The sequence below is a fragment of the uncultured Oscillibacter sp. genome, from assembly GCF_910579365.1.
In the GTDB taxonomy this organism is placed as follows: domain Bacteria; phylum Bacillota; class Clostridia; order Oscillospirales; family Oscillospiraceae; genus Oscillibacter.
Genome location: NZ_CAJTUX010000046.1, coordinates 1 through 22,241, shown reverse-complemented (window position 1 = coordinate 22,241; position 22,241 = coordinate 1). Strand labels below are relative to the sequence as shown.

The following is a 22,241-nucleotide window of genomic DNA, read 5'->3' as shown; positions in this document are numbered from 1 at the left end:
GGCCAGGGCCGCCATGGGCCGCCGCCGCCCCTGGCAGCCGCCCGCCGCGAGACCGGCCAGCCCCAGGGCGGCGGTGAGGGACAGTCTGCTGCCGCAGAGTTCCGCCGTCAGCCCCAGTCCCAGGCCGAAAGCCGCCCCGGCGGCGGGCCCCCGGTCATAGGCCCCCAGCAGCGCCAGCAGGCACAGCAGCGCCCTGGCGGGGGAGAAGCCCAGAAACTTGATGTCCTCCACCGCCGCCAGCAGCGCCCCGGAGAGAAAGATCAGCCCCCCGGCCACGCGGCGTCCCTCCCCGCCCCGGAGCAGGGGATAAAAGAACAGGGCGGAGGCCCCGGTGAGTCCCGCCGCCAGCAGGCACTCCTCCAGCCGGACCAGGGGGGAGAGGGACTGAATGACGTAAATCCCCTCCACCGTCACAAAGAGCCCCGCCGCCGTCAGGGCCGCGCCTCTGGGCCGCGCCAGCAGCCAGGTCCCCCCCAGAGAGGCGGAGGCGGCGGTGATCAGCACCGCCACCGCCAGGAAGGGCAGGGCGTTTCGAAAGGGGAGAAACAGCGCCGCCCCCGTCACGGCTCCGGCCAGCGCCGCGCCCCCCTCCAGTCCCGGCCCCGCCGCCGCGATCCAGCCCAGGGCAAAGGGAGCGGAGCCCCCAGGCGTCTGGCTGGCGGTCAGCGCCGCCGCCAGGAAAAAGCGGATGCCCAGATTCAGCAGCCGCCCCGCCTGCCCCCGCTCCAAAGTCAGTTGACCGTGTGCCACAGCCTGTCCCTCCTTCAAGGATGTTTTTCCTAATTTTACCGGCGGGCCGGGAAAAAACACGTCGGGAAAAGCGGGGCGGGCGTTTCCCGGAGAAAAAGGGGAGGGAGGCGGTTTCCTTAAGCGGAAAAAAGCGGAAATGCGCCAAAAAAAGACCGGAGGCATCCTCTTTGGATGACTCCGGTCCGAATATGGTCTTTCCTCAGCCCGCAAGGGTCAGGTCTCCGTCCTTCACCCAGCCCGCTCTCCGGCAGAGCTGGTTAAGGAGGGGGCACAGGACGGCGGGCAGGACGAAGGAGATCAGCAGCAGCCCCGCCCAGTCTATGGCTCCGGGGGCGATGGCCGCCGCCCCGTTGGCAAGGGCGGTCTCGCTGGGGGCCACCCAGCCGGTCCAGACCCCCAGCTGCCCGCACAGGCCGCAGGTGCCCATGCCGGAGTTGATGGCCGCGCCATTCATCTCCAGCCGGAACAGGCAGGTGGCGATGGGGCCGGTGATGGCGGAGGTCACGGTGGGGGCGATCCATATCCGGGGATTTTTGACGATGTTGGGCATTTGCAGCATGGAGGTGCCCAGGCCCTGGCTCACCAGGCCGCCCCAGCCGTTCTCCCGGAAGCTCATGACGGCGAAGCCCACCATCTGGGCGCAGCAGCCCGCCACGGCGGCGCCTCCCGCCAGACCCGTCAGCCCCAGGACGGAGCAGATGGCGGCGGAGGAGATGGGCAGCGTCAGCGCGACGCCCACCAGCACGGAGACCAGAATGCCCATCAGGAAGGGCTGGAGCTCCGTGGCCCGCATGATGACCCGGCCAAAGGCGCTGGCGGCGGCGGCGATGGGGGGCGCGATGACCCAGGCCGTGCCGATGCCCGCCAGGGTGGTGACGATGGGCGTTACCAGGATGTCGATCTTCGTCTCCTTGCTGACGGCCTTGCCCACCTCGGCGGCGATGATGGCCACGAAGAGCACCGCCAGGGGCCCTCCCGCCTTGCCCAGGGCGTTGCAGGCGTAGCCCACCGTGGCCAGGGAGAAGAGGACCATGGGCGGGGCTTGCAGGGCGTAACCAATGGCCACGGCCATGGCCGCGCCGCTCATGAAGGAGGCCATGCCGCCGATGGTATAGCCCGTTTCGTTGATGGTGATGATCTGGGCGGTGAGAAAGCCGATGTGAAACTGCGTGCCGATGGTGTTTAAAATCGTGCCGATGAGGAGGGAGCAGAACAGGCCCTGGGCCATCGCCCCCAGGGCGTCGATGCCGTAGCGGCGGACGGAGAGGACGATGTTCTTGCGCTTGAGAAACGCCTTGACATTTTCCATGGGAAGCACCTGTCTCTTTCGTGATATGGTTTCGGAACCGGCCCCGCGAAGACGCAGAAGGCCTTACAGGTGTCTTGACACCTGTAAGGCCTATCATACGCAGGAAGCGCGGATTTGTCAATAGCGGTTTTGTAAAGGTTCGTTCCCCCGGCGGCGGTCTGCTCTGTGGATTTTTGCCGAAACCGCCAATCCGCGCCGCTGCCGGGAGATTTCAGAAGCGCCGTCCTTCCCGCCGTCTTTCCTGGGGCCCTGACCGGGGCGGCGGCACGCGGAACACCTCCGCCCGCCTCACTCCGCCCGGCGGGGCCGGTTCTCCAGCAGCGCGGCGTAGGTCTTGGAAAGCCCGGGCCAGTCCACTTTCCGCCACCAGCTTTCAAAGTAGTCGCCCCGGCGGTTCTGATAGTCCAGGTAATAGGCGTGCTCCCACACGTCGCACAGCAGCAGGGGAATCAGGGGCAGGGGGGTGTCCTGGTTGGGGGTCTTCACCACGGAGAGCCCGCCGTCCCGGTTGCTGGCCAGCCAGGCCCAGCCGGAGCCGAACTGCCCCAGGGCTGCGGTTTTCAGGGCGGATTTCAGCTCCTCCAGGCTGCCGAAGTCCCGGACGATGGCGTCGTCCAGGGGGCCGGAGGGGGAGGAGACGGGGCCGGGGGCCATGGTTTTAAAGTAAAGATCGTGGTTATAGACGCCTCCGGCGTTGTTCCGCACGCCCTGGCGGATGTCCTCCGGGAGGCTGGGCCACTCCTGAACCAGCCGCTCCAGAGGCCAGTCCTGCGCGTCCGGGTGCTTTTCCAGCAGCTTATTCAGGTTGTCGACATAGGTCTGGAAGTGCTTATCGTGGTGGAAGTGAAGGGTCCGCTCCCCGATCTCCGGCAGCAGGGTGTCGTAGCCGTAGGGCAGGGGCGGCAGAGTGAAGGGATAGTGCGTTTCCATAGAGGTCTCCTTTCCTGATGGTTGCTTTGTGATGGTTGCTTTGTATAGTATATGTTGGAAGCCGGGCGAGCATACGGAGAGAAAAATTTGTAAAAAAATCGGAAAAGTTTGTAACAAAATCCCTCCGGCGATCGTCTATAATAGTGGACGCACGCAATTCACATCAGGAAAGAGGATACCATATGAAGCACTTTATCTGGATGCTCTGCGGAATTTTTCTCTCGGGTCTGCTGTTGGGGACCCTCAGCGCCTGCGGGGCGGATTCACACGTCACGGCCTTTGTGACAACCGGCCAGCCCTCCGGCGGGGAGGCGGAGTCCGCCCCGGAGGAGCCTGCGCAGAGGGCCGCTTCCGCGCCGGAAGCGCCGGGCGGCGCGCCGGAGAAGGACGCCCCCGCGCCGGATGGCGGGGCGTAGTCCCTGGACGTCCCCTTCCAGGACCTGAACGAGACCAGCATCGCCGCCCTGGGATATCCCAAGCCGGATGTGGCAAATCCGGAGCCGGCGGGATGAGGTGCTTGTCTGTCCTGTAAAACTGTGGTATACTTATTTTAGCGCACATTGATGAAATGGAGGATTTTTTCGTGAAAAAATTACTGTCTGTATTGCTGTCTCTGGCGGTCTGTACCGCCGCTCTGTGCCTCACCGCCGCGGCGGCGGAGGCGGAAGCCTCTGCGGAGCTCCCCGTCTTCACCCAGGCCTGGGGCAAGGTCTCCCCCTGGGACGGGGAGGGTATTCTCCTGAAGAACGACAATCCCGACGACCCCCTGAACGAGGTGGTGGTCCACGTGGGAGAGGCCCCGGCGGTGGACGCGGCCACGGGCCTGCCCCTGGACATGGAGTCCGTCAAGGAGGGGGATACCCTCTATGTCTGGGCCAGCCCCGCCATGGCCCTGAGCCTGCCGCCCCAGATATCCGCCGAGGTGGTGGTGGGCAACGTCCCTGCGGACGCCGCCGCGCCGGAGTTTTGTGAGATCGCCGGGCGGGCCGTGTCTCCCGCCCCCGGCAGCGAGGGCAGCCCCGCCTTCCCCCTCACCGGCGGCGGAACGCTGGAGGTGACGGACAAGACCGCCTACTCCCCCTGGCTGACCCGGCAGATCGTCCGCATGGAGGATCTGATCCCCGGCGCCCGGGTCCTGGTCTGGAAGGACAAGGACGGCGCAGCGGAGAAGGTCCTGCTCTTCCCCTATTCTTATCAGGGCTATGTGTGCACCCTTGCCACCATGCACGATGTGCGCATCGCGGTGAACGGCGGCTTTGACGCCGAGCAGGACAAGGACGTTCCCCAGTTCTCCGGCAAGCGGACGGAAAACGGCGTTATGGCTCCCATCCGGGCCATTGCTGAGGCCGCCGGGTACAGCGTCTCCTGGGACAAAAACCGGGGCGCGGTGGTGTATGACGAGAACATCGACGTGGTGTTCTATGTCTATCCCGGTCAGAATGTCATCCATACCCCGGAGGGGGAGGCCACCATCTCCGCCCCCTGCCTCAAGGAGGACGGCACGACCTATCTGCCCCTGGAAGACCTGTGCTATTGGTTGAACCTGTATCTGGCCCGCGGGTAAATGCAAAGCCCTCCGCCATATGGCGGAGGGCTTTTTTCCGGCGTTACCGGAAGGTCAGCTGGAACCGCGCGCCGGGGTCCCCGGCGAAGACCAGCAGGCCGTCCTCCGGCAGCTGAACGGAGGTCTGGTCCCACAGGACGGAGGAGGCCGTCACCTGGCCCGCCGCGTCATAGACCCAGAAGCCCGCGTCCTCCGGCGCCTGGACGGTCATGGTCTTTCCGGCGGCCTTGTCTCCGATCTTATACCAGCGGGCATAGCCGTCCGGTCGGATGGTGCAGGCGGCGGCATTGTCCCGCCCGGTGGAGAGCTCGGGAACCGCGCTCTCCTCCATGGACAGCATGCCGTTGGAATAGCGTATCCAAAGGATGTCCTTCTCATCCCGCCACAGCTCCATGTCATTGCCGTCCCGGCCCACGTTGCCGGGAACCTGGGGAACATAGCGGGCGTGGTTCTCGTCCACGATGGCCATGGATCCGGCATAGCCCGGGACGCTCTCCGTCTCCTCCTCCTGCTGCGCCGCCGACAGGGCAAAGGCCGCGCCCAGGGCCAGATAGACCTGAGAGCTGTACCGCTCGCTCACCGGCAGGACGGAGGTCTCCAGCAGAATCTTGTCCCAGTGCTCCTGAAGCTCCGGAGAGATCGGGTTCTCCGGCAGCTTCATGGCGGCGTAGTTGCTGCCGGGAAGTCCCCCCAGAAGGGGAAGCTCCGTAAAGGTCCACTGGTGGAGGTAGGTCTGCCCGTTGTCCTCCTTCACCAGGCGCAGGGCGGCGGTGTTGCTCTCGTCCCGGAAGGAGCCGTCGCTGTAATAGGTGAAGGTCTGGTCCGGCATGCCGGGGGTGTTCATGTAGTGCAGAGTCAGCTTCCCCTCCTTCGTGACGTCAATCCGGAAGACATAGATCGAGGCGTAATAGCCGGAGAGCTCCGTCAGCTCCTGGGGCATGGGGGCGGGCTTGGCCTCGGGGAGGGTAAGGGGCGTCTCGTCCACCTCTACACCCTTGGCCTTCAGCGCCTCGATCAGCATCCGGGAGGCGGCCATCTCGTTGTAGGTGGACACGCCGCCGCTGCTCAGCACCGCCGCCGCCAGCTCGTGCTCCGGCAGGACCACCAGCCCGGCGTGGTAATACTGGGTGTCTCCCCCTTTCACCAGGGCGGTGACGCCGCTCTGGGCGAAGGGATACCACTCCACGTTGTCCCAGCCCAGACCGTAGGCCAAGGCGTCCGGTCCCTCCTCAGGCCAGAGGCCCCGGGCGTACTCCGGGGCGGCCATGGCCTCCAGCGAGGCTTTTTTCAGCAGGGTCTCGCCGGTGAGGGCCCCGCCGAAGGCGGCCAGGTCCTCCGCCGTGGCGTAGATGCCGCCGGTTCCCACGACGCCCAGGCAGTCCATGGGAAGGGCTTGGGCGTCCTCTCCCTGGTACGTGGCAACGGCGCGGCCCGTTCCCACCAGCTCGTCGGGGAAGGCGGTTTTCTCCAGTCCGGCGGGGTCGAGGATGTGGGCGCGGAGGTAATCCTGGAAATTGGCGCCGCTCACCGCCTCCACCACCAGCTGGGCCAGGGTGAAGCCGTCGTTGCAGTAGACGCTGTACGCGCCGGGGTCCGCCTTGAGGCGCTGGACGGCCAGGCGCTCCAGCAGCTGGTCCGTGGCTGTGGAGCTGGCGTCGTCAAAGAGCATGGCGCTGCCCATGGAGGAGCCCATCAGGCCGGAGGAGTGATTCAGCAGCATCCGGACGGTGATGTCCTTATACCGCTCGTCGGCCATTTTGAAATTGGGCAGGTACTTCACCACCGGCTGGTCCAGGTCCAGTTTCCCCGCCTCCGCCAGCTGCATGACGGCCACAGTGGTGTAAATCTTGCTGACGGAGCCCACGCCGTAAAGGTCGTTGGAGCCGGCGCTCCACGCCGCCAGACCGGCCAGATGGCCCGCGCCGGGGTCCTCCCGGGTTCCGCCCTCCCGGCCGCTGGCGAGAATCTCCCCGTCCTGCCACACGGCCCAGGCCAGCTGGGTGGCCCCGCCGTAGGTCATGGCGGCGGACGCGGCTTCCTTGGCGGTTTCCGCCAGCGTCTTGGGCGCGCCCTCCGTCTCCGCCGCCAGAGCGGGAACCGAGAGGCTCAGGCTCAGCGCCAGGGCCAGCAGCAGCGCGCCGAATCGTCTACAGGTCTCTTTCATCATTTCTTCCTTTCCCGTCCCGGCGGGGCCCTCCCCGCCGGGGCGCTTTCCTAAGCTGCGGTCTCAGGGTACACCTTCCACAAGGGGGAAAGTCAAGAGTAATTTTGTAAATTTTTGCCCCGCCCCCGCAAAACCGGCAGGGAGAATGCCGTGCGCCCCGGGTCGCGAAAGGGGCTTGACGGCGGCGGCCCGGCGTGCTATACTGCCAGTGATCAAACCGAGAGGGGTGGAAAGGTGAGAAAGACTTCCTGCTGAGTTCCAAGTGATTTGGACGCCGGCGGCGCCAGAGGGCGGACGCCGGGGCGGCAGCATGCCGCCGCGCAGGAAGAAAATCACCTCCAGCCCCCGTGTCATACCGCCATGCCGCCCGGTTTCGGGGCGGCTTGCGCCGCGCTGCAACGGGCCGCAGGAGTTCTCCTGCGGCCCTGATTTTTGGGGCCGCCGCGCCCCACAGCGAGGAGATGACGCGTATGTCCATGATTCAGGCCCAGGGCCTTACCTTTTCCTACCCCGGCAGTCCGGACCCCGTCTTTGAAAACGTCAGCTTCCAGATTGACACCGGCTGGAAGCTGGGCTTCATCGGCCGGAACGGCCGGGGGAAGACCACCTTTCTCCGGCTGCTGCTGGGGGAGTATTCCTACGGCGGACGGATTTTGTCCTCCGTACCCTTCGACTATTTTCCCGCCCCCATTCCGGACCCCGCCCGCCTGACGGCGGAGGTGCTGGAGGACCTCTGCCCCGAGGCGGAGAGTTGGCGCTTTCCCAGGGAGCTGGACCTTCTGGGCGTGGAGGAGGAGGCCCTGTGGCGGCCCTTCCCCACCCTCTCCAACGGGGAGCGGACCAAGGTCCTCCTGGCGGCCCTGTTCCTCCGGGAGGGGGCCTTCCCCCTCATTGACGAGCCCACCAACCACCTGGACGCTCAGGGCCGGGCCCTGGCCGCGGCGTACCTCCGGCGGCAGCGGGGGTTCATCCTGGTGTCCCACGACCGGCACTTTCTGGACGGCTGCGTGGACCACATCCTGTCCTTCAACCGCGCGGACATCCAGGTCCAGGCGGGGAACTACAGCAGCTGGAAGGAGAACTTCGACCGTGTCCAGCAGTTCGAGGAGGCGAAAAACGACCGCCTCCGGAAAGACATCCGCCGCCTCCAGCAGGCGGCCCGGCGGACCTCCGCCTGGTCGGACCGGGTGGAGGCGTCCAAGATCGGGGCTTATGACAAGGGCTTTGTGGGCCACAAGTCCGCCAAGATGATGAAGCGCGCCAAGGCTCTGGAGGCCCGGCAGGAGAAGGCCCTGGAGGAGAAGCGGAGCCTTCTCCAGAACCGGGAGTCGGCGGAGACCCTGAAGCTCTCTCCCCTGACGCACCACGCCCGGCGGCTGGCCGTCTGTTCGGACCTGGCGCTCTGGTACGGGGACCGGACCGTCTGCGGGCCGCTGTCCTTCTCCCTGGAGCAGGGGGAGCGGATCGCCCTGGAGGGCCCCAACGGCAGCGGGAAAAGCAGCCTTTTAAAGCTGCTGCTGGGCGGGGACATCCGCCATACGGGGACGCTGACCCGGGCCCCGGGGCTGAAAATCTCCCGCGTGCCCCAGGACACCGCCTTCCTCCGGGGTTCCCTGGGGGACTTCATCCGCCGGAGGGACCTGGACGAGAGTCTGTACAAAGCCATCCTGCGGAAGCTGGGCTTCGCCCGGGAGCAGTTCGCCCGGAACCTGGAGGACTACTCCGAGGGCCAGAAGAAGAAAGCCCTCATCGCCGCCAGCCTCTGTGAGCAGGCCCACCTCTATGTCTGGGACGAGCCGCTGAACTTCCTGGACATCGACGCCCGCCTCCAGATCGAGGAGCTGCTGCGGGCCGCCGCCCCCACGATGCTCTTCGTGGAGCACGACCGGGCCTTTCAGGAGGCCGTGGCCACAAAGGTAATTTCGCTGTAAAATAGAAAGGGACCCCGAAAGCCTCTCCGCGGAGCGCTTCCGGGGTCCTTTTCAAGGCCTGAACGCCCAGGCCGGGCGGCGGGGCCCCTCAAATCAGCGCCACGATCAGCCACAAAAGGCCGATGGCCGCCGCCCCCATCAGGGTGTACACCGCCGGGCTCAGGTCCCGCCAGGCCCGGCTGAGCTTGCCGTGGTCTCCCCCGGCGTAATTCCGGGCCACCCGGCGGGCCTCCTCCACCAGTTCCCGGGAGGTAACTCCCTCCCCGGCGGCGTCGTTCCGCACGATAAAAATCGCCTGTTCGAAAAACCGCTGGTCCGGGGAGTCCACCACGACCACTCTTCTGGAAATACCTTTCACCATCTCGCACCTATGCCTCCTGAACGTTGATGGTTCCAGTTTCCCAACCCAGGAAGAAATTTATACCTGTCACCGAAAAATCGGAGGGACCGGAACCCGGCCCCTCCGCCCGCGCTTATTTCATCAGCTCGTACATCACGGCCTTGATGGTGTGCATCCGGTTCTCCGCCTCGTCAAAGACGATGGACCGGGGGGACTCGAAGACCCCGTCCGTCACCTCCATAGCCTCCCGGCCGAAGCGCTCGCCCATCTCCCGGCCCACCTTCGTCTTGTGGTCGTGATAGGCGGGAAGGCAGTGCATAAAGCGGCACTGGGGTCCGGCGGCGTCCATCAGCGCCTCCGTCACCTGATAGGGTCCCAGGGCGGCAATGCGCTCCTCCCAGACCTCCACCGGCTCGCCCATGGACACCCACACGTCGGTATAGAGCACGCCGGCGTCCCGCACCGCCTCCATGGGGTTCTCCACAAACTCCAGCACGGCCCCGGTCTCCCCGGCGATGGCCCGGCAGGTCTCCACCAGGGCCCCGTCGGGCATGTACGCCTTGGGGGCGCAGGCCACGAAGTGCATGCCCATCTTGGCGCAGCCCACCATGAGGGAGTTGCCCATGTTGAACCGGGCGTCCCCCAGGTAGACCAGCTTGACCCCCTCCAGCTTCCCGAAGTGCTCCCGAATGGTCAGGAAGTCCGCCAGAATCTGGGTGGGGTGGAACTCGTTGGTCAGCCCGTTGAACACGGGGACCCCCGCCTGGGCCGCCAGCTCCTCCACGATCTCCTGGCCGAAGCCCCGGTACTCGATGCCGTCATACATCCGCCCCAGCACCCGGGCCGTGTCGGCGATGGACTCCTTCACGCCGATCTGGGACCCGGTGGGCCCCAGGTAGGTGCTGCCCATGCCCAGATCCTGGGCCGCCACCTCAAAGGCGCAGCGGGTCCGGGTGGAGGTCTTCTCAAAGATCAGGGCCACATTTTTGCCCTCCAGGTACCGGTGGGGAATCCCGGCCTTCTTCTTGGCCTTCAGGTCTGCCGCCGTGTCCAGAAATTGCCCGATCTCCGCCGGGGTGAAGTCCAGCAGCTTCAAAAAATGCTTCTGATTCATAAGTACCATCCCTTCCGAACATTTGAAATGAGGGCGGCTCGGGAGTTTCGGCGCTCCGGGACCGGCCCTCATTTCGGTTTTTTATCGATTGCCCTCAGGCCAGGACCGCCTTCATAATGGCAAGACCTTTGTCCATCTCGTCCTTCGTGATGACCAGGGGCGGCAGCAGCCGCAGGCCCGGCCCGGCAGTGAGAATCAGCAGTCCGTTTTCAATCAGACGGTTCGCGATCTCCTTGTTGGTCCAGCCCTCCCGGACCTCCGCGCCGATCATCAGCCCCAATCCCCGGGTCTTTCCCAGGCAGGGGAGGTTCAGCGCCTCTATGCCCTGGCGGAGGTAGGCGCCCTTGGCCTTGACCTCCTCCAAAAAGGCGTCGCTGAGGATGTCCTGCACCACCAGGCCCGCGGCGGCGCAGACGGGGTTGGCGCCGAAGGTGGTGGCGTGGGTGCCGGGGCCCAGGACGTTCCGGCATTTCTCGCTGGCCAGGATGCCGCTCATGGGCAGCCCCCCGGCGATGCCCTTGGCGAAGGACACCGCGTCCGGCAGAATATCGTACTGCTGGAAGGCAAACAGCGTGCCCGTCCGGCCCACGCCGGTCTGAACCTCGTCCGCCAGCAACAGCCAGTCCCGCTGGGCGCAGAGGTCCGCCAGGGCCTTGACATAATCCTTGTCCAGGGGCAGCACGCCCCCCTCGCCCTGGACCAGCTCCACCATGACGGCGCACACGTCGTCCCCGGCGGCGGCCTTCAGGTCCTCCAGGTCGTTGGCCGCCGCGTAGCGGAAGCCCTCGGTGAAGGGGAAGAAAAAGTTGTGAAACACGTCCTGCCCCGTGGCCTTCAGCGTGGTGATGGTCCGGCCGTGGAAGGAGTTTTTCAGGGTGATGATGGTGCTGCGGCCCTGGCCGTACCGGTCGAAGCTGTACTTCCGGGCCAGCTTGATCATGCCCTCGTTGGCCTCGCCGCCGCCGTTGGCGAAGAAGACGCAGCTCTCCCCGGTGCGCTTGCACAAAAGCTCCGCCAGCCTCGCGGGGGGCTCCGTGTAAAAGAGGTTGGAGACGTGGCCCAGCTTCTTGGCCTGGGCCGTCACGGCCTGCACCCAGGGCTCGTTGCCATAGCCCAGGGCGGTGACGCCGATTCCGCTGGTGAAGTCGATATATTCCCGCCCCTCCGGGTCATAGAGGGTGGCCCCCCGGCCGTGGTCGATGGCCACGGGGAAGCGGCCGTAGGTGTTCATGATATACTGCCCGGTCAGGCTCTTGACTGCCTCGGAAGTCATGATGCGCACTCCTCCTTTTTCATCATGGTGCCAATGCCCTCGTCCGAGAGCAGCTCAATCAAAATGGAGTGGGGAATCCGGCCGTCCAGAATGTGGACCCGCTCCACGCCGCCGTGGATGGCGTCCACGCAGCACTTCATTTTGGGAATCATGCCCCCGGAGATGACGCCCTCCTCCACCAGGGCCGGCACCTCCTGGGTGCGGATCACGTGGATCAGGGTCTCCTCGTCCCCGGGGTCCCGGAGAAGGCCCCGGACGTCCGTGAGCAGAATCAGCTTCTCCGCCCCCAGGGCCTCCGCCAGCTTGGCGGCGGCGGTGTCGGCGTTGATGTTATAGGAGGTATCCGCGTCCGTCCCCTGGGCCACGGTGGACACCACCGGGATGTACCCGGTCTGGAGGGCGTTGCGCACCGGGGCGGGGTTCACCTCCGTAATCTCGCCCACGAGGCCGTACTTCTCGTCCAGCCGCCGGGCCTGGAACAGCTCCCCGTCCAGGCCGCACAGGCCCACGGAGCGGCCCCCCAGCCGGTTGAGCTGGGCCACCAGGTCCTTGTTGACCTTGCCGCAGAGGATGGACTGGACCACATCCATGGTGGTGGCGTCGGTATAGCGCAGGCCGTCCACAAAGCGGGACTCGTGGCCAATCATCTTCAGCATGGCGGAAATCTCCGGTCCGCCGCCGTGGACCACCACCACCCGGATGCCCACCAGATTTAAAAGCACGATGTCCGTCATGACGGAGCGGCGAAGGGTGTCGGAGGTCATGGCGCTGCCGCCGTACTTGATGACGACGGTCTTGCCGGTGTACTTTTGAATGTAGGGCAGGGCCTCCACCAGGGTCTGGGCCTGCTGTTCATGGGAAGACATGCTGTCCGCCCCCTCTCACGTTCTGTAGTCGCCGTTGATCTTGATATAGTCGTAGGTAATGTCGCAGCCCCAGCAGGTGCAGGAGCCGTCTCCCTCCTCCAGGGCGATGCGGATTTCCACGTCGTGCTCCGTGAGGACCTTTTTGGCCAGATCCTCGTCAAAGTCCAGGCCCCGGCCCTTGGCGCAGACCTGGACCTCTCCGGCGGCACTGGCAAAGCAGACGGCCACGCCGTCCGGGTCAAACGCCTCTCCGGAATAGCCCATAGCGCAGAGAACCCGGCCCCAGTTGGCGTCCGCGCCGAAGATGGCGGCCTTGGTCAGGGTGGAGGAGACCACGGACTTGGCGATGGTCTCCGCGCCCTTCTCCGTCTTTGCGCCGGAGACGGTGCAGGTGATGAGGTGCCGGGCGCCCTCGCCGTCGGAGGCCATCCTCCTGGCAAGGTCCACGCACAGCGCCTTCAGGGCCTCCACGAAGGCGTCGTAATCCGGGCCCTTGGCGGTGATGGGCTCGTTGCCCGCCAGACCGTTGGCCAGGACGCAGCAGGTGTCGTTGGTGGAGGTGTCCCCGTCCACGCTGATGCGGTTGAAGCTGACGGCCACCGTCTCCAGCAGGGCGGCCCTGATCATCTCCGGGGAGATGGCGCAGTCCGTGGTGAGGAAGCAGAGCATGGTGCCCATGTTGGGGTGGATCATGCCGCTGCCCTTGGCGACGCCGCCTATGCGGACGGTTCTGCCGCCCACGGTGGTCTCCACCGCCGCCTCTTTTTTCACCAGGTCCGTGGTCATGATGGCGTGGCCCGCCGCGTCGCTGGCTGCCGCCGAGCGTTCCAGCGCGGCGTACAGCGCCGGGACGCCGCGCTCAATGGCCTCCACGTTGAGCCGCTGGCCGATGACGCCGGTAGAGGAGACCAGCACGTCCTCCGGCCTGCATCCGATGGCCGCCGCCGCCGCCGCGCACATCCGCTCCGCGTTTTCCTCCCCCTGGGGGGCGCAGGCGTTGGCGTTGCCGCTGTTGGCGATGACGGCCCGGGCCCTCCCGTCCGCCAGGTGCCGCAGGTCCACCCGGATGGGGGCGGCCTTCACCACGTTCTTCGTGAACACCGCCGCCGCCGCGCAGTCCACGTCGGAGACAATCAGGGCCACGTCCTTCTTCCAGTCCGCGTGGGTCTTCACGCCCACGTGGACTCCGGCGGCCCGGAAGCCCTGGGCGGCGCAGACGCCGCCGTCAATCAAGTTCAGCATAGCGATACCTCGCAGTCTCTCAAAGATTCAGGCCCACAGTCTCGTCGAAGCCCAGCATCAGATTCATGTTCTGTACCGCCGCACCGGAGGCCCCTTTGCCCAGGTTGTCAAAGAGGGCGGTGACGGTGCAGCGCTCCCGGTTCCCCTGGACGAACAGGTACAGGCTGTCGGAGCCCGCCAGGGTGTTGGCCGCCAGCATGGGCCCCTCCCACGCGGCGCTGACGCGGACCATGAGGGAGGTTCCGCTGCCCTGGTAGTGGTCCGTCAGGGCCAAAAGCAGGGTCTCCCGGTCCAGGAACAGGGGAACCGTCGTGGCCATGCCCTTGTAATAGTCGTCCACAATGGGGGAGAACACCGGGGGAACCGTCAAGCCGCAGACCGCCTGCATCTCCGGCAGGTGCTTGTGGCTCTGGTTCAGGCCGTAGATGCGCGGGCTGTACATCTCGGTGTGCTTCTCCCCCTCGTACTGGGCGATCATCTTCTTCCCGCCGCCGGAGTAGCCGGTGAGGGAAAAGCAGCTCAGCGCCGCGTCCCGGGGCAGAAGGCCCCTTTTCACCAGGGGGTAAACAATGCTGATAAAGCCCGTGGCGTGGCAGCCGGGGTTGGCCACCCGTTTGGAGCGCCGGATGCCCTCCCGGTGCTCCGCCGACAGCTCCGGGAAGCCATAGGCCCAGCCGGGGGCCGTCCGGTGGGCGGTGGAGCAGTCGATGACCCGGGTGCGGTCGTTTTCAATCAGGCCCACCGCCTCTTTGGCGGCGGCGTCCGGCAGGCAGAGAAAGACCAGGTCGGCGGCGTTGAGGAGCGTTTTCCGTTCCGCCATGTCCTTGCGCTTCTCCTCTTCGATGAGGAGAAGCTCGATGTCCTCCCGGGCCGCCAGCCGGTCGTAAATCTGGAGGCCGGTGGTGCCCTCCTTGCCGTCAATGTATACCTTCGGTTTCATAGCGCCGCTCCTCTCACTGCTTCCGGGCCTGGACAAACGCCTCGACCTCCTGAATCTGCCGGGCGGTCTCCGCCTCGGCGGGGCCGCCGAAGCTCTGCCGCAGCGCCATGCAGTTCTCCAGCCGCAGCGCCTCGTAGACGTCCTCCTCAAAAAGCTCCGAAATCTCCCGCAGCTCCGCCAGGGTCAGCTCCTCCAGAGTCTTCCCCGCGCCGGAGCACGCCGCCACCAGCCGGCCCACGGCGGTATAGGCGTCCCGGAAGGGCATGCCCTTTTTCGTCAGGTAGTCGGCGCAGTCCGTGGCGTTGATAAAGCCCCGCCCCGCCGCGGCCCGCATATTCTCCGGCAGGACGGTCATTGTGGCGATCATCCCCGTGAACACCGGCAGGCACAGCTCCACGGTGTCCAGCGCGTCGAACACCGGCTCCTTGTCCTCCTGCATGTCCTTGTTATAGGCCAGGGGCAAGCCCTTCATCACCGTCAGAAGGCCCATCAAGCCGCCGTAGACCCGGCCCGTCTTTCCCCGGATCAGCTCCGCCATATCCGGGTTCTTCTTCTGGGGCATGATGCTGCTGCCGGTGGAATAGGCCTCGTCCAGCTCCACGAACTTGAACTCCCAGCTGCACCAGAGAATGACCTCCTCGGAGAAGCGGCTCAGGTGCATCATCAAAATCGAGAGGCCGCTCAAAAGCTCCAGGGCGTAGTCCCGGTCGCTGACGCCGTCCATGGAGTTGCCGCAGGGCCGGTCAAAGCCCAGGGCCTCCGCCGTTTGAAAGCGGTCGATGGGGTAGGTGGTCCCCGCCAGGGCGCCGGAGCCCAGGGGGCACTCGTTCAGGCGCTTTTGGCAGTCCTCCAGCCGCGTCACGTCCCGGCGGAACTGGGCGGCGTAGGCCAGCAGATGCTGGGCGAAGGACACGGGCTGCGCCCTTTGCAGGTGGGTATAGCCCGGCATCACCGTGCCCTGATGCTCCCGGGCCCGGCGGCAGAGGACCGTTTCCAGCTCCAGCAGCTGGCCGATGACGGTTCCGATCTCCCTGCGGACGTACATCCGGAAGTCCAGGGCCACCTGATCGTTCCGGGACCGGGCGGTGTGAAGGCGCTTCCCCGGGTCCCCGATCCGGTGGGTGAGGAGGGCCTCGATATTCATGTGGATGTCCTCGTTGTCCGGGGAGAAGGTGATTTTGTCCGCCTCGATGTCCCGCAGGATGCCCTTCAGCCCCTGGACGATGGTGCCGGCGTCGGCCCTGGAGATGACGCCGCTCTCCGCCAGCATCTCCGCGTGGGCGATGCTGCCCTGAATATCCTCCCGGTACAGCCTCTGGTCAAAGTGGATGGAGGACTGGAAGTCGTTGGCCAGCGCGTCGGTCTCCTTGCCGAAGCGGCCTCCCCATAGTTTCATAACGCTCTCCTCTTCTGAAGAGAGGGGGCCAAGCCCCCTCCTTCTCATTTACAGTTTTCCCTGCTCCCGCAGCGCGAGAACGGTGTCCGGCAGACCCCACAGGTTGATGAAGCCCGTGGCGTTGGTCTGGTCATAGGCGCTTTCGTTGAAGGTCACCAGCTCCTCGGAATACAGGCTCTCCGGCGAGGTGATGGAGGCCGTGATCATGTTGCCCTTGTAGAGCTTCAGCTTCACGCTGCCCGTTACATGCTCCTGGGTCTTGTCGGCGAAGGCGCTGAGAGCCTCCCGCAGGGGGGTGAACCACTTGCCGTTGTACACCAGGTCCGCGAAGTCCACCGCCAGCTTGCTCTTCATATGGGCGGTGTCCTTATCCACCGTTATCATCTCCAGGCACTGGTGGGCTTTATACAAAATCGTGCCGCCGGGGGTTTCGTACACGCCCCGGTCCTTCATGCCCACCAGCCGGTTCTCCACGATGTCCAGAAGGCCGATGCCGTTCTCGCCGCCCAGGCGGTTCAGCTTGCGGATGATGTCGCTGGCCTTCATCTTCTCCCCGTCCACGGCCACGGGCACGCCCTTGACAAAGTCGATGGTCACATAAGTCGGGGCGTCCGGCGCGGCGATGGGGCTGACGCCCATCTCCAAAAAGCCCTCTTTCTCATACTGAGGCTCGTTGGCGGGGTCCTCCAGGTCCAGGCCCTCGTGGCTCAGGTGCCAGAGGTTCTTGTCCTTGGAGTAGTTGGTCTCCCGGCTGATTTTCAGGGGGACGTTGTGGGCCTCGGCGTAGTCGATCTCCTCGTCCCGGCCCTTGATGTCCCACTCCCGCCAGGGGGCGATGATGGTCATCTCCGGGGCGAAGCGCTTGATGGCCAGCTCGAAGCGGACCTGATCGTTGCCCTTGCCGGTGCAGCCGTGGGCGATGGCGTCCGCGCCCTCCTTCTTGGCGATCTCCACCAGGCTCCGGGCGATGATGGGCCGGGCAAAGGCCGTGCCCAGCAGGTACTGCTCATAGCTGGCGCCCATCTTCAGGGAGGGGATGATGACCTCGTCCACCATGGCGTCGGTGAGGTCGGCGATGTACAGCTTGCTGGCTCCGGTCTTAAGGGCCTTTTCCTCCAGGCCGTCCAGCTCGTCGTTCTGCCCGACGTCGCCGGCCACGGCGATGATCTCCGGGTTGCCGTAGTTCTCTTTCAGCCAGGGGATAATGATGGACGTATCCAGTCCGCCGGAGTAGGCGAGGACAATTTTCTTGATATCTTTCTTCATAACAGCGCCTCCAAAGGTTTGAATGATGTAAGAATTATACATCTATAGTGAATAAATATTCAATTGGCGGATTGCACAAGAATCCGGAGACCAGCGAGGCAAATTTTGCCGCGCCGCCTTGCGGTCCCTGTCGAAAAATGGTACAATCCCCATGCTGCCCTCCTGGCAACAGGAAGGAGGTGAATACCATGCTCAGCATTGCCACCAGTTTCCTTGTGTCGCTGGCCGCAGGCATCGCCTGTTATTACATCTGCAAATGGCTTGAACGGCACAGCAAGGGCAGCTAAGCCCAAAACGGACCCCCGGAGAGATGCGACCTCTCCGGGGGTCCGTTTTGCTGTGTGAATACCTTCAACTTACCACCAGTTTCAGGGTGCCTTCATTATACCACCCCCCGCCCGGAAACGCAAGAGCATTTTCAGTCTGCGCCCGCAGGCGGCCTGTGTGTCCGCCCTTGCGGCCCCTGTCGAAAAATGGTATAATCTCCACGCTGCCCTCCTGGCAACAGGAAGGAGGTGGAATGATGGAAATTCTCATCGGATTTCTTGTGTCTGTCGCGGCCGGCATACTGTGCCATTACATTTGCAAATGGCTCGACCAGCGCAAGAAGGGCAGTTAATATCCCCGCAAAGGCGAACCCCCGGAGAGTCAGCACCTCTCCGGGGGTTCGCCTTGCTCTGTGGGTGATGGAAATTCTTCATCGGATGGCTTTACGCCAAATTCATTATACCACCCCCCGCCCAGGAACGCAAGCGCATTTTCAGGGGCGCGGTCCCTGGGGAAGCCGGAGGCCGCCTGTGTAAAACGATTCGCGAAATGACGCAGGAAATGAAAAGAAGTCCCCGGCGCTTGCGCGCCGGGGACTTTTTGGATTTCTCAGAAATCCGGGGAAATCAGAATCTTTGAGAGAAAGGGATTAGGCCTCGGGCTGCGTGTAGGTGGTATCCCACTTGTACACCACAACATTGCTGCAATCCACTACCAGGGGAACCTCAACGTTTACGCCGCTCTTGGTCAGAGTGACGGTGCCAGAGGTGACTCCGCTACTCCCCATGGCGGTATCAAGTCCACTTCCTCCCGGAGCGCACGCCCGATAAAGCGTGAGCCAATAGCCGCCTTCAGAAGAGGATCCAAAGTTGACGTATCCCTGCGCAGGACTGGCACTCTGATCCTTCCACTTGTTCACAACGGTCACGTCGCTCACAGTCCAGCCGTCAATCGTCTCGGGAACATTGAACCCAATCTGATAGGCCTTTCCGCCATTCGCGTTCGTATGACCGTACAGACCGGTGTGGCTGAAAGCCAGCGTGATCTTCCCATCGCCAGCGGAGGTAGTCAGATCGTAACCAGTATTCAGAACATCAGCGGGAATCGCGTCAGTCTTGTCGGCCAGGGCCGTCTTCGTGAAAGCGGCGGCAACCTTATTCAGGTCGGGGGCGTCAAGGGAGACCGTGATGGTGCCGGAGGCATTGACCACGAATCTCTGACTGCTGCCGACGGTTCCATCCACGAAGACAATGCTCTCGCTGGGGGTCACAGACACAACGCCGCTCGCAGAGCCCATCTTCTCAGCCTTGACAGTGATGATCTCGCCCTTCGCAACCGTGAAGGTAGAGGGAGAAGCAGAGGTCAGGGTCGCGCCCTTATAGGTTACCATGGTGTTTGCACCGATCTCGAAGGTGACAACCGCGTCAGTCGCGGTGGGAGAATCGGGCAGATCGCCCGGAGCAGGAACATTGGTGTTCCCGGCGGGAGTGGTTCCGATAGCGCCGGTCTCAGTCTGCTGAACCTTATCCACGTCCTCGGGCGCGATCACGACCGGGGTCTCCGTACCAGCGGCATCAATCACAGAAGGCACGCAGGTGACGGTCATGCCAGCCATAGAGGCGGCCTTGTCCGCGGGGATAACCAGCTCCGTGGTGCCGTCGGCGTTGACCTTGACGGTAGCGCCGAGGGTTTCCGCGTCGACTCCGTCGATCTTCCAGGTGTAGCGGATATTCGCGTTCGAAGTAACCGCAACGCCATTGACCGTGGCAACCGCCTTATAGGTGATGGCCTCGCCGCGGTTCGTGTTCGCAGCAGTGGGAACCGCAATCTTCACACCGTCAACGGCGGGAGCGGGGGTAATTGCGACCGGGGTCGCAGCAATGGCACCGCTGGAGGGCAGTTCCTTATCCTTGACCTTGTAGGTCACTTCGCAGTTGTAGGTGGCTTCCTCGGTAGTGGAAACAACCAGGGTCTTGCCGGTTCCAAGAGTGTTGGTGCTGTCGCCGACCTTGTACCAGCGATAGCTGTAGATGGTTCCGTTCGCGGGCAGGTCAGCCACATTGGCGGTCAGGCGAATCTTGCCAGCGTCAGCGCCGGAGGTAATGGCTTCCTGGCCAATGGTCACGGTAATCGCGTCGGCGTCGGGCCGCTCGCCGGGATCCTCGGCCTGGGTCACCACAACCAGGGTGGCAACGCGGAAGGTGTCGCTGTGGATGTTATCATTGATGATAACGTCAACCACGACGTTCTCGAAGTCCTTCAGATCGTCCCAGTTGTCGATGCCGTTGCCGGTCATATCGACATACTCCGCACGGCCCAGGTTGATGATGCCAGCGCCGGTGGGACGGGCAGTGGTGCTGCTCAGGGAGTACAGGTCGGTCAGGATGTTGGCAGTGGTATTAGTCCACGTACCATTGGGCTGCCCGGTAACTCCGTCCACACCCTGGGTACCAGCGCTCAGCGGAGTGCCGTCGATCTTCCAAGCGCCCGCAACAGCCGTCAGGCCCTTGGAGCCCTTGACGAAGGAGTCGATCGTCAGGTGCATGGTGGAGGTGGTCTTCATCGCCTGGTCATAAGACTTGACGGTGTAGTAAGGCTCATAGCCCTCGAGAGTGCTCTCGGTGTAGGAGGCGAAGGTCCGCAGGCCCAGCTCGCGGTTGGCCCAGATCTGGACGTCGTCCTTCAGGCCGTCCTTGGTCATCATGGCGACCTCATAGCCATAGACCTTCTGGCCCTTGGCGTTCTCGGTGACCACGTGGCCGTTCCAGTGACGCTTGACATACAGCAGGTTGCTGCTGGTAGCGGTGCCGCTCTCGGTCTTCACAACCACGGCGCGGACGTTGCCGTCCTTGTCGAAGTAAGCCTCGGCGGAGTTGTAACCCTCGTAGTCACCGGTATCACCGATGCCGTCTCCGTGGGTAGCGGGAGGCGCGAAGGTATCAATCCTGCCGTTATGAGCCGCATCGGGAGTTCCGCGCATAGCGGCCAGGTCCTTGTTGGCAACATTCTGGGAGTTCTTCTGGAACTCGATGGTGTCAACATCGCCCACGTCGTCGAAGGTGACGAAGATGACCTTCGCGCCTTCACGCATGAACTTGATCTCATCGCGCGTACCGGCACCAACGGCCACACCATCGTTGCCCAGAACGCCCATCAGCTTCACGGAGTTGTTGCTGGCGCGGAGCTCATAGAGCTTTCCATCGGCGGTGTTGGTCGCGAAGATGTCCACGTTGTAGATGTTGGGGGCTTTCTCCCAATGCTTACCCGCAACACGGTAGGCAGGCTTGCTGTTGTCGGAGTTGTCCTCCAGAATCCAGTCGGCGGAGCTGTTGGAGGTGTTGCTGGTGTAGCGGACCAGATCGCCGGGCCGCATGTCGGGGCTCTCGCCGTTGATGCCCAGGTTCAGGTCGATTTCCTCGCCGCCGACGTCCCAACCGTGGACGTAGTCGACCAGACGGCCATTCTCAAGGCTCTTGTAATAGTTGCCGATGATCATGTACTCAGAGGTGGAACCGGCGTCCTCAATCAGGAGGGCATTGCCGAATTCGTCCATGTGCAGAGTGACATCCTTGCGGGTGACCTTGATGGTCGTCGCGTCGATGTCCTTCATGTCCTTGTTCCACTGGGCGGCCTTGTAGGAGGTTCCGCCGACAGTGAGCTCAACGACTTCGTCATCGTACATGTCGGTACGGGTCAGGGTGCCGGTGACGGTCTCGGGCACATAGGCCTTGGAGACAACGTACTTGGAGGTAGCGCTGTGGTTGTCAGCCACGGGAACCACGGCCACGAGATCGCCGGCCTTCAGTTCCTTCAGCATGGCATAGTTCTCGTTGTCGTCCTTGGTGTCCTTCATTTCCACGTCCAGGGGATCCTGGTTGAAGGCATGGCCGATAACGGGCTTGTCGCCGTCCTTGAGGTCGAGAGCGACATAGTCGCTGCCAACGCGCTTGACTTCCATCAGCTGGGTGTGGATAACCACAACGTCGGTGATGAAGTCGGCGTCATCCTCGGAAACATAGACGTTGACCACGGTGCCGTTGTCGGTGTAGTCGGCGATGTTGCCCACAGAGGTCAGTCTGTTGGCGCCGGTCTGCTCAACACCGTTGATCCAGAGCGTGGTCTGAACAGCGTCCTTATCAGCGCCGTCGGCGTGCAGCTCATAGCCGCGCAGACCCAGAGCGCGCACCTTGGCGGCGTCGTCGTCGATGGCGGCGTGAGCCTGCTGGGTGTTGTAAGTGAAGTCGGGCTCCAGGGCATAGGTGCCGATGGTGACCTTCTTGTAGCTCCACTCGGCAGAGGGACGGCCGAACTCGTCGTCGGTGGGATTCCACTTGTCGGCCTCCAGGCGGAGGTCAATGAAATGCTCCTCGGCAAACTCGACGGTTTCGAACGCGTCGTCCGGACGGGTGCGCTGAGTCCGGATGTTCCGGGCGAACTCCTGGTTGCTGGTCTTGTAGGAGCGGACCTGGCCGCCGGAGACCACAACGTTGGTGTTCTCGCCGGTGACGTTGACATTGATGCCGTTGCTGTACTCCACGACGGTGGCCTTCAGGGCGTTCAGCGCCAGCTGGCAGGCCTGCTCGCGGTTGACCGCGGCGCTGCCGTCGAACTGGAGGCGGTCGAACAGGCTGGCGCTCTGGCCGATGGCGGCGACGTTGTTGGTCCAGCCGGAGCCGGTGAAGCGCTCGATGTCGGAGTCATAGCCGACAGCGCACAGCAGCATCTTGGCGAAGGCATAGCCGGTCAGGGAGTTGGCGGGCTTGAAAGTGCCGTCACCATAACCGCTGATGATGTTCTTCGTCTTGCAGAAGCTGATGACGCCCGCAAAGGTGTGGTTGGCGGGAACGTCGGGATAGGGGCTGCTGTTGTTGGGCAGGTTGTTGGCGGCC

At 64.1% G+C, this 22,241-nt stretch carries 15 protein-coding genes and 1 pseudogene; 3 read left to right on the top strand and 13 right to left on the bottom strand.

The features are described 5' to 3' along the window. The 3 genes and pseudogenes from QZ329_RS10815 to QZ329_RS10805 form a co-directional block, all read right to left on the bottom strand. Positions 1-750 (bottom strand): annotated as a pseudogene (locus tag QZ329_RS10815) (stage II sporulation protein E); the annotation flags it as partial. Between the two features lie 199 nt (positions 751-949). Further along, on the bottom strand, positions 950-2,059 hold the full coding sequence (locus QZ329_RS10810; RefSeq protein WP_295752411.1) for a PTS sugar transporter subunit IIC: 1,110 nt from the start codon (positions 2,057-2,059) through the stop codon (positions 950-952). A 288-nt stretch (positions 2,060-2,347) separates the two neighbouring features. Further along, positions 2,348-2,989 (bottom strand): superoxide dismutase, encoded by a 642-nt coding sequence (locus tag QZ329_RS10805; protein ID WP_295752409.1) that lies wholly within the window; start codon positions 2,987-2,989, stop codon positions 2,348-2,350. Between the two features lie 182 nt (positions 2,990-3,171). Here QZ329_RS10805 and QZ329_RS10800 point away from each other — a divergent pair, with 182 nt between their 5' ends. Next, the gene (locus tag QZ329_RS10800; protein ID WP_295752407.1) at positions 3,172-3,405 is read left to right on the top strand and encodes a hypothetical protein; all 234 of its coding nucleotides are present in this window, start codon (positions 3,172-3,174) and stop codon (positions 3,403-3,405) included. 167 nt (positions 3,406-3,572) lie between these two features. Then, entirely contained in the window at positions 3,573-4,553 is a 981-nt protein-coding gene (locus QZ329_RS10795) for a copper amine oxidase N-terminal domain-containing protein (protein ID WP_295752404.1), read from the top strand. Positions 4,554-4,596: 43 nt separating this feature from the next. Here QZ329_RS10795 and QZ329_RS10790 read toward each other — a convergent pair whose 3' ends face one another. After that, positions 4,597-6,720 (bottom strand): serine hydrolase domain-containing protein, encoded by a 2,124-nt coding sequence (locus QZ329_RS10790; protein WP_295752401.1) that lies wholly within the window; start codon positions 6,718-6,720, stop codon positions 4,597-4,599. 467 nt (positions 6,721-7,187) lie between these two features. Between QZ329_RS10790 and abc-f the strand changes: the two genes are divergently transcribed. Next, the gene (gene abc-f, locus QZ329_RS10785; protein ID WP_295752397.1) at positions 7,188-8,648 is read left to right on the top strand and encodes a ribosomal protection-like ABC-F family protein; all 1,461 of its coding nucleotides are present in this window, start codon (positions 7,188-7,190) and stop codon (positions 8,646-8,648) included. An 88-nt stretch (positions 8,649-8,736) separates the two neighbouring features. Here the strand turns inward: abc-f and QZ329_RS10780 are convergent, their stop codons facing one another. The 9 genes from QZ329_RS10780 to QZ329_RS10740 form a co-directional block, all read right to left on the bottom strand. Then, positions 8,737-9,009 (bottom strand): hypothetical protein, encoded by a 273-nt coding sequence (locus tag QZ329_RS10780; RefSeq protein WP_295752392.1) that lies wholly within the window; start codon positions 9,007-9,009, stop codon positions 8,737-8,739. Between the two features lie 112 nt (positions 9,010-9,121). Next, positions 9,122-10,111 (bottom strand): ornithine carbamoyltransferase, encoded by a 990-nt coding sequence (gene argF, locus QZ329_RS10775; RefSeq protein ID WP_295752389.1) that lies wholly within the window; start codon positions 10,109-10,111, stop codon positions 9,122-9,124. A gap of 85 nt (positions 10,112-10,196) precedes the next feature. Then, entirely contained in the window at positions 10,197-11,375 is a 1,179-nt protein-coding gene (locus QZ329_RS10770) for an aspartate aminotransferase family protein (RefSeq protein WP_295752386.1), read from the bottom strand. Next, the gene (gene argB / locus QZ329_RS10765) at positions 11,372-12,241 is read right to left on the bottom strand and encodes an acetylglutamate kinase (protein ID WP_295752382.1); all 870 of its coding nucleotides are present in this window, start codon (positions 12,239-12,241) and stop codon (positions 11,372-11,374) included. Before argB ends, QZ329_RS10770 begins: the two co-directional genes overlap by 4 nt. Before the next feature lie 15 nt (positions 12,242-12,256). Then, a complete protein-coding gene (argJ, locus tag QZ329_RS10760; protein ID WP_295752379.1) occupies positions 12,257-13,483 on the bottom strand; it encodes a bifunctional glutamate N-acetyltransferase/amino-acid acetyltransferase ArgJ in 1,227 nt (408 codons plus the stop codon). Between the two features lie 19 nt (positions 13,484-13,502). After that, on the bottom strand, positions 13,503-14,423 hold the full coding sequence (gene argC / locus QZ329_RS10755; protein WP_295752376.1) for an N-acetyl-gamma-glutamyl-phosphate reductase: 921 nt from the start codon (positions 14,421-14,423) through the stop codon (positions 13,503-13,505). A gap of 13 nt (positions 14,424-14,436) precedes the next feature. Next, positions 14,437-15,819 carry an argininosuccinate lyase gene (gene argH, locus QZ329_RS10750; protein WP_295752373.1) on the bottom strand — a complete coding sequence of 461 codons (1,383 nt, stop codon included), beginning with the start codon at positions 15,817-15,819 and terminating at the stop codon, positions 14,437-14,439. A gap of 48 nt (positions 15,820-15,867) precedes the next feature. Further along, a complete protein-coding gene (locus QZ329_RS10745; RefSeq protein WP_295752370.1) occupies positions 15,868-17,085 on the bottom strand; it encodes an argininosuccinate synthase in 1,218 nt (405 codons plus the stop codon). A gap of 916 nt (positions 17,086-18,001) precedes the next feature. Further along, positions 18,002-22,241, bottom strand: a 4,240-nt coding sequence (locus tag QZ329_RS10740; RefSeq protein ID WP_295752367.1) for an S-layer homology domain-containing protein, incomplete at its 5' end; no start/stop codon positions are given.

Excerpts from the sequence above, each read along its gene's own strand:
- QZ329_RS10810 (WP_295752411.1), bottom strand. The coding sequence starts at position 2,059 with ATGGAAAATGTCAAGGCGTTTCTCAAGCGCAAGAACATCGTCCTCTCC.
- QZ329_RS10805 (WP_295752409.1), bottom strand. The coding sequence starts at position 2,989 with ATGGAAACGCACTATCCCTTCACTCTGCCGCCCCTGCCCTACGGCTAC.
- QZ329_RS10800 (WP_295752407.1), top strand. The coding sequence starts at position 3,172 with ATGAAGCACTTTATCTGGATGCTCTGCGGAATTTTTCTCTCGGGTCTG.
- QZ329_RS10790 (WP_295752401.1), bottom strand. The coding sequence starts at position 6,720 with ATGATGAAAGAGACCTGTAGACGATTCGGCGCGCTGCTGCTGGCCCTG.
- abc-f (WP_295752397.1), top strand. The coding sequence starts at position 7,188 with ATGTCCATGATTCAGGCCCAGGGCCTTACCTTTTCCTACCCCGGCAGT.
- QZ329_RS10780 (WP_295752392.1), bottom strand. The coding sequence starts at position 9,009 with ATGGTGAAAGGTATTTCCAGAAGAGTGGTCGTGGTGGACTCCCCGGAC.
- argF (WP_295752389.1), bottom strand. The coding sequence starts at position 10,111 with ATGGTACTTATGAATCAGAAGCATTTTTTGAAGCTGCTGGACTTCACC.
- QZ329_RS10770 (WP_295752386.1), bottom strand. The coding sequence starts at position 11,375 with ATGACTTCCGAGGCAGTCAAGAGCCTGACCGGGCAGTATATCATGAAC.
- argB (WP_295752382.1), bottom strand. The coding sequence starts at position 12,241 with ATGTCTTCCCATGAACAGCAGGCCCAGACCCTGGTGGAGGCCCTGCCC.
- argJ (WP_295752379.1), bottom strand. The coding sequence starts at position 13,483 with ATGCTGAACTTGATTGACGGCGGCGTCTGCGCCGCCCAGGGCTTCCGG.
- argC (WP_295752376.1), bottom strand. The coding sequence starts at position 14,423 with ATGAAACCGAAGGTATACATTGACGGCAAGGAGGGCACCACCGGCCTC.
- argH (WP_295752373.1), bottom strand. The coding sequence starts at position 15,819 with ATGAAACTATGGGGAGGCCGCTTCGGCAAGGAGACCGACGCGCTGGCC.
- QZ329_RS10745 (WP_295752370.1), bottom strand. The coding sequence starts at position 17,085 with ATGAAGAAAGATATCAAGAAAATTGTCCTCGCCTACTCCGGCGGACTG.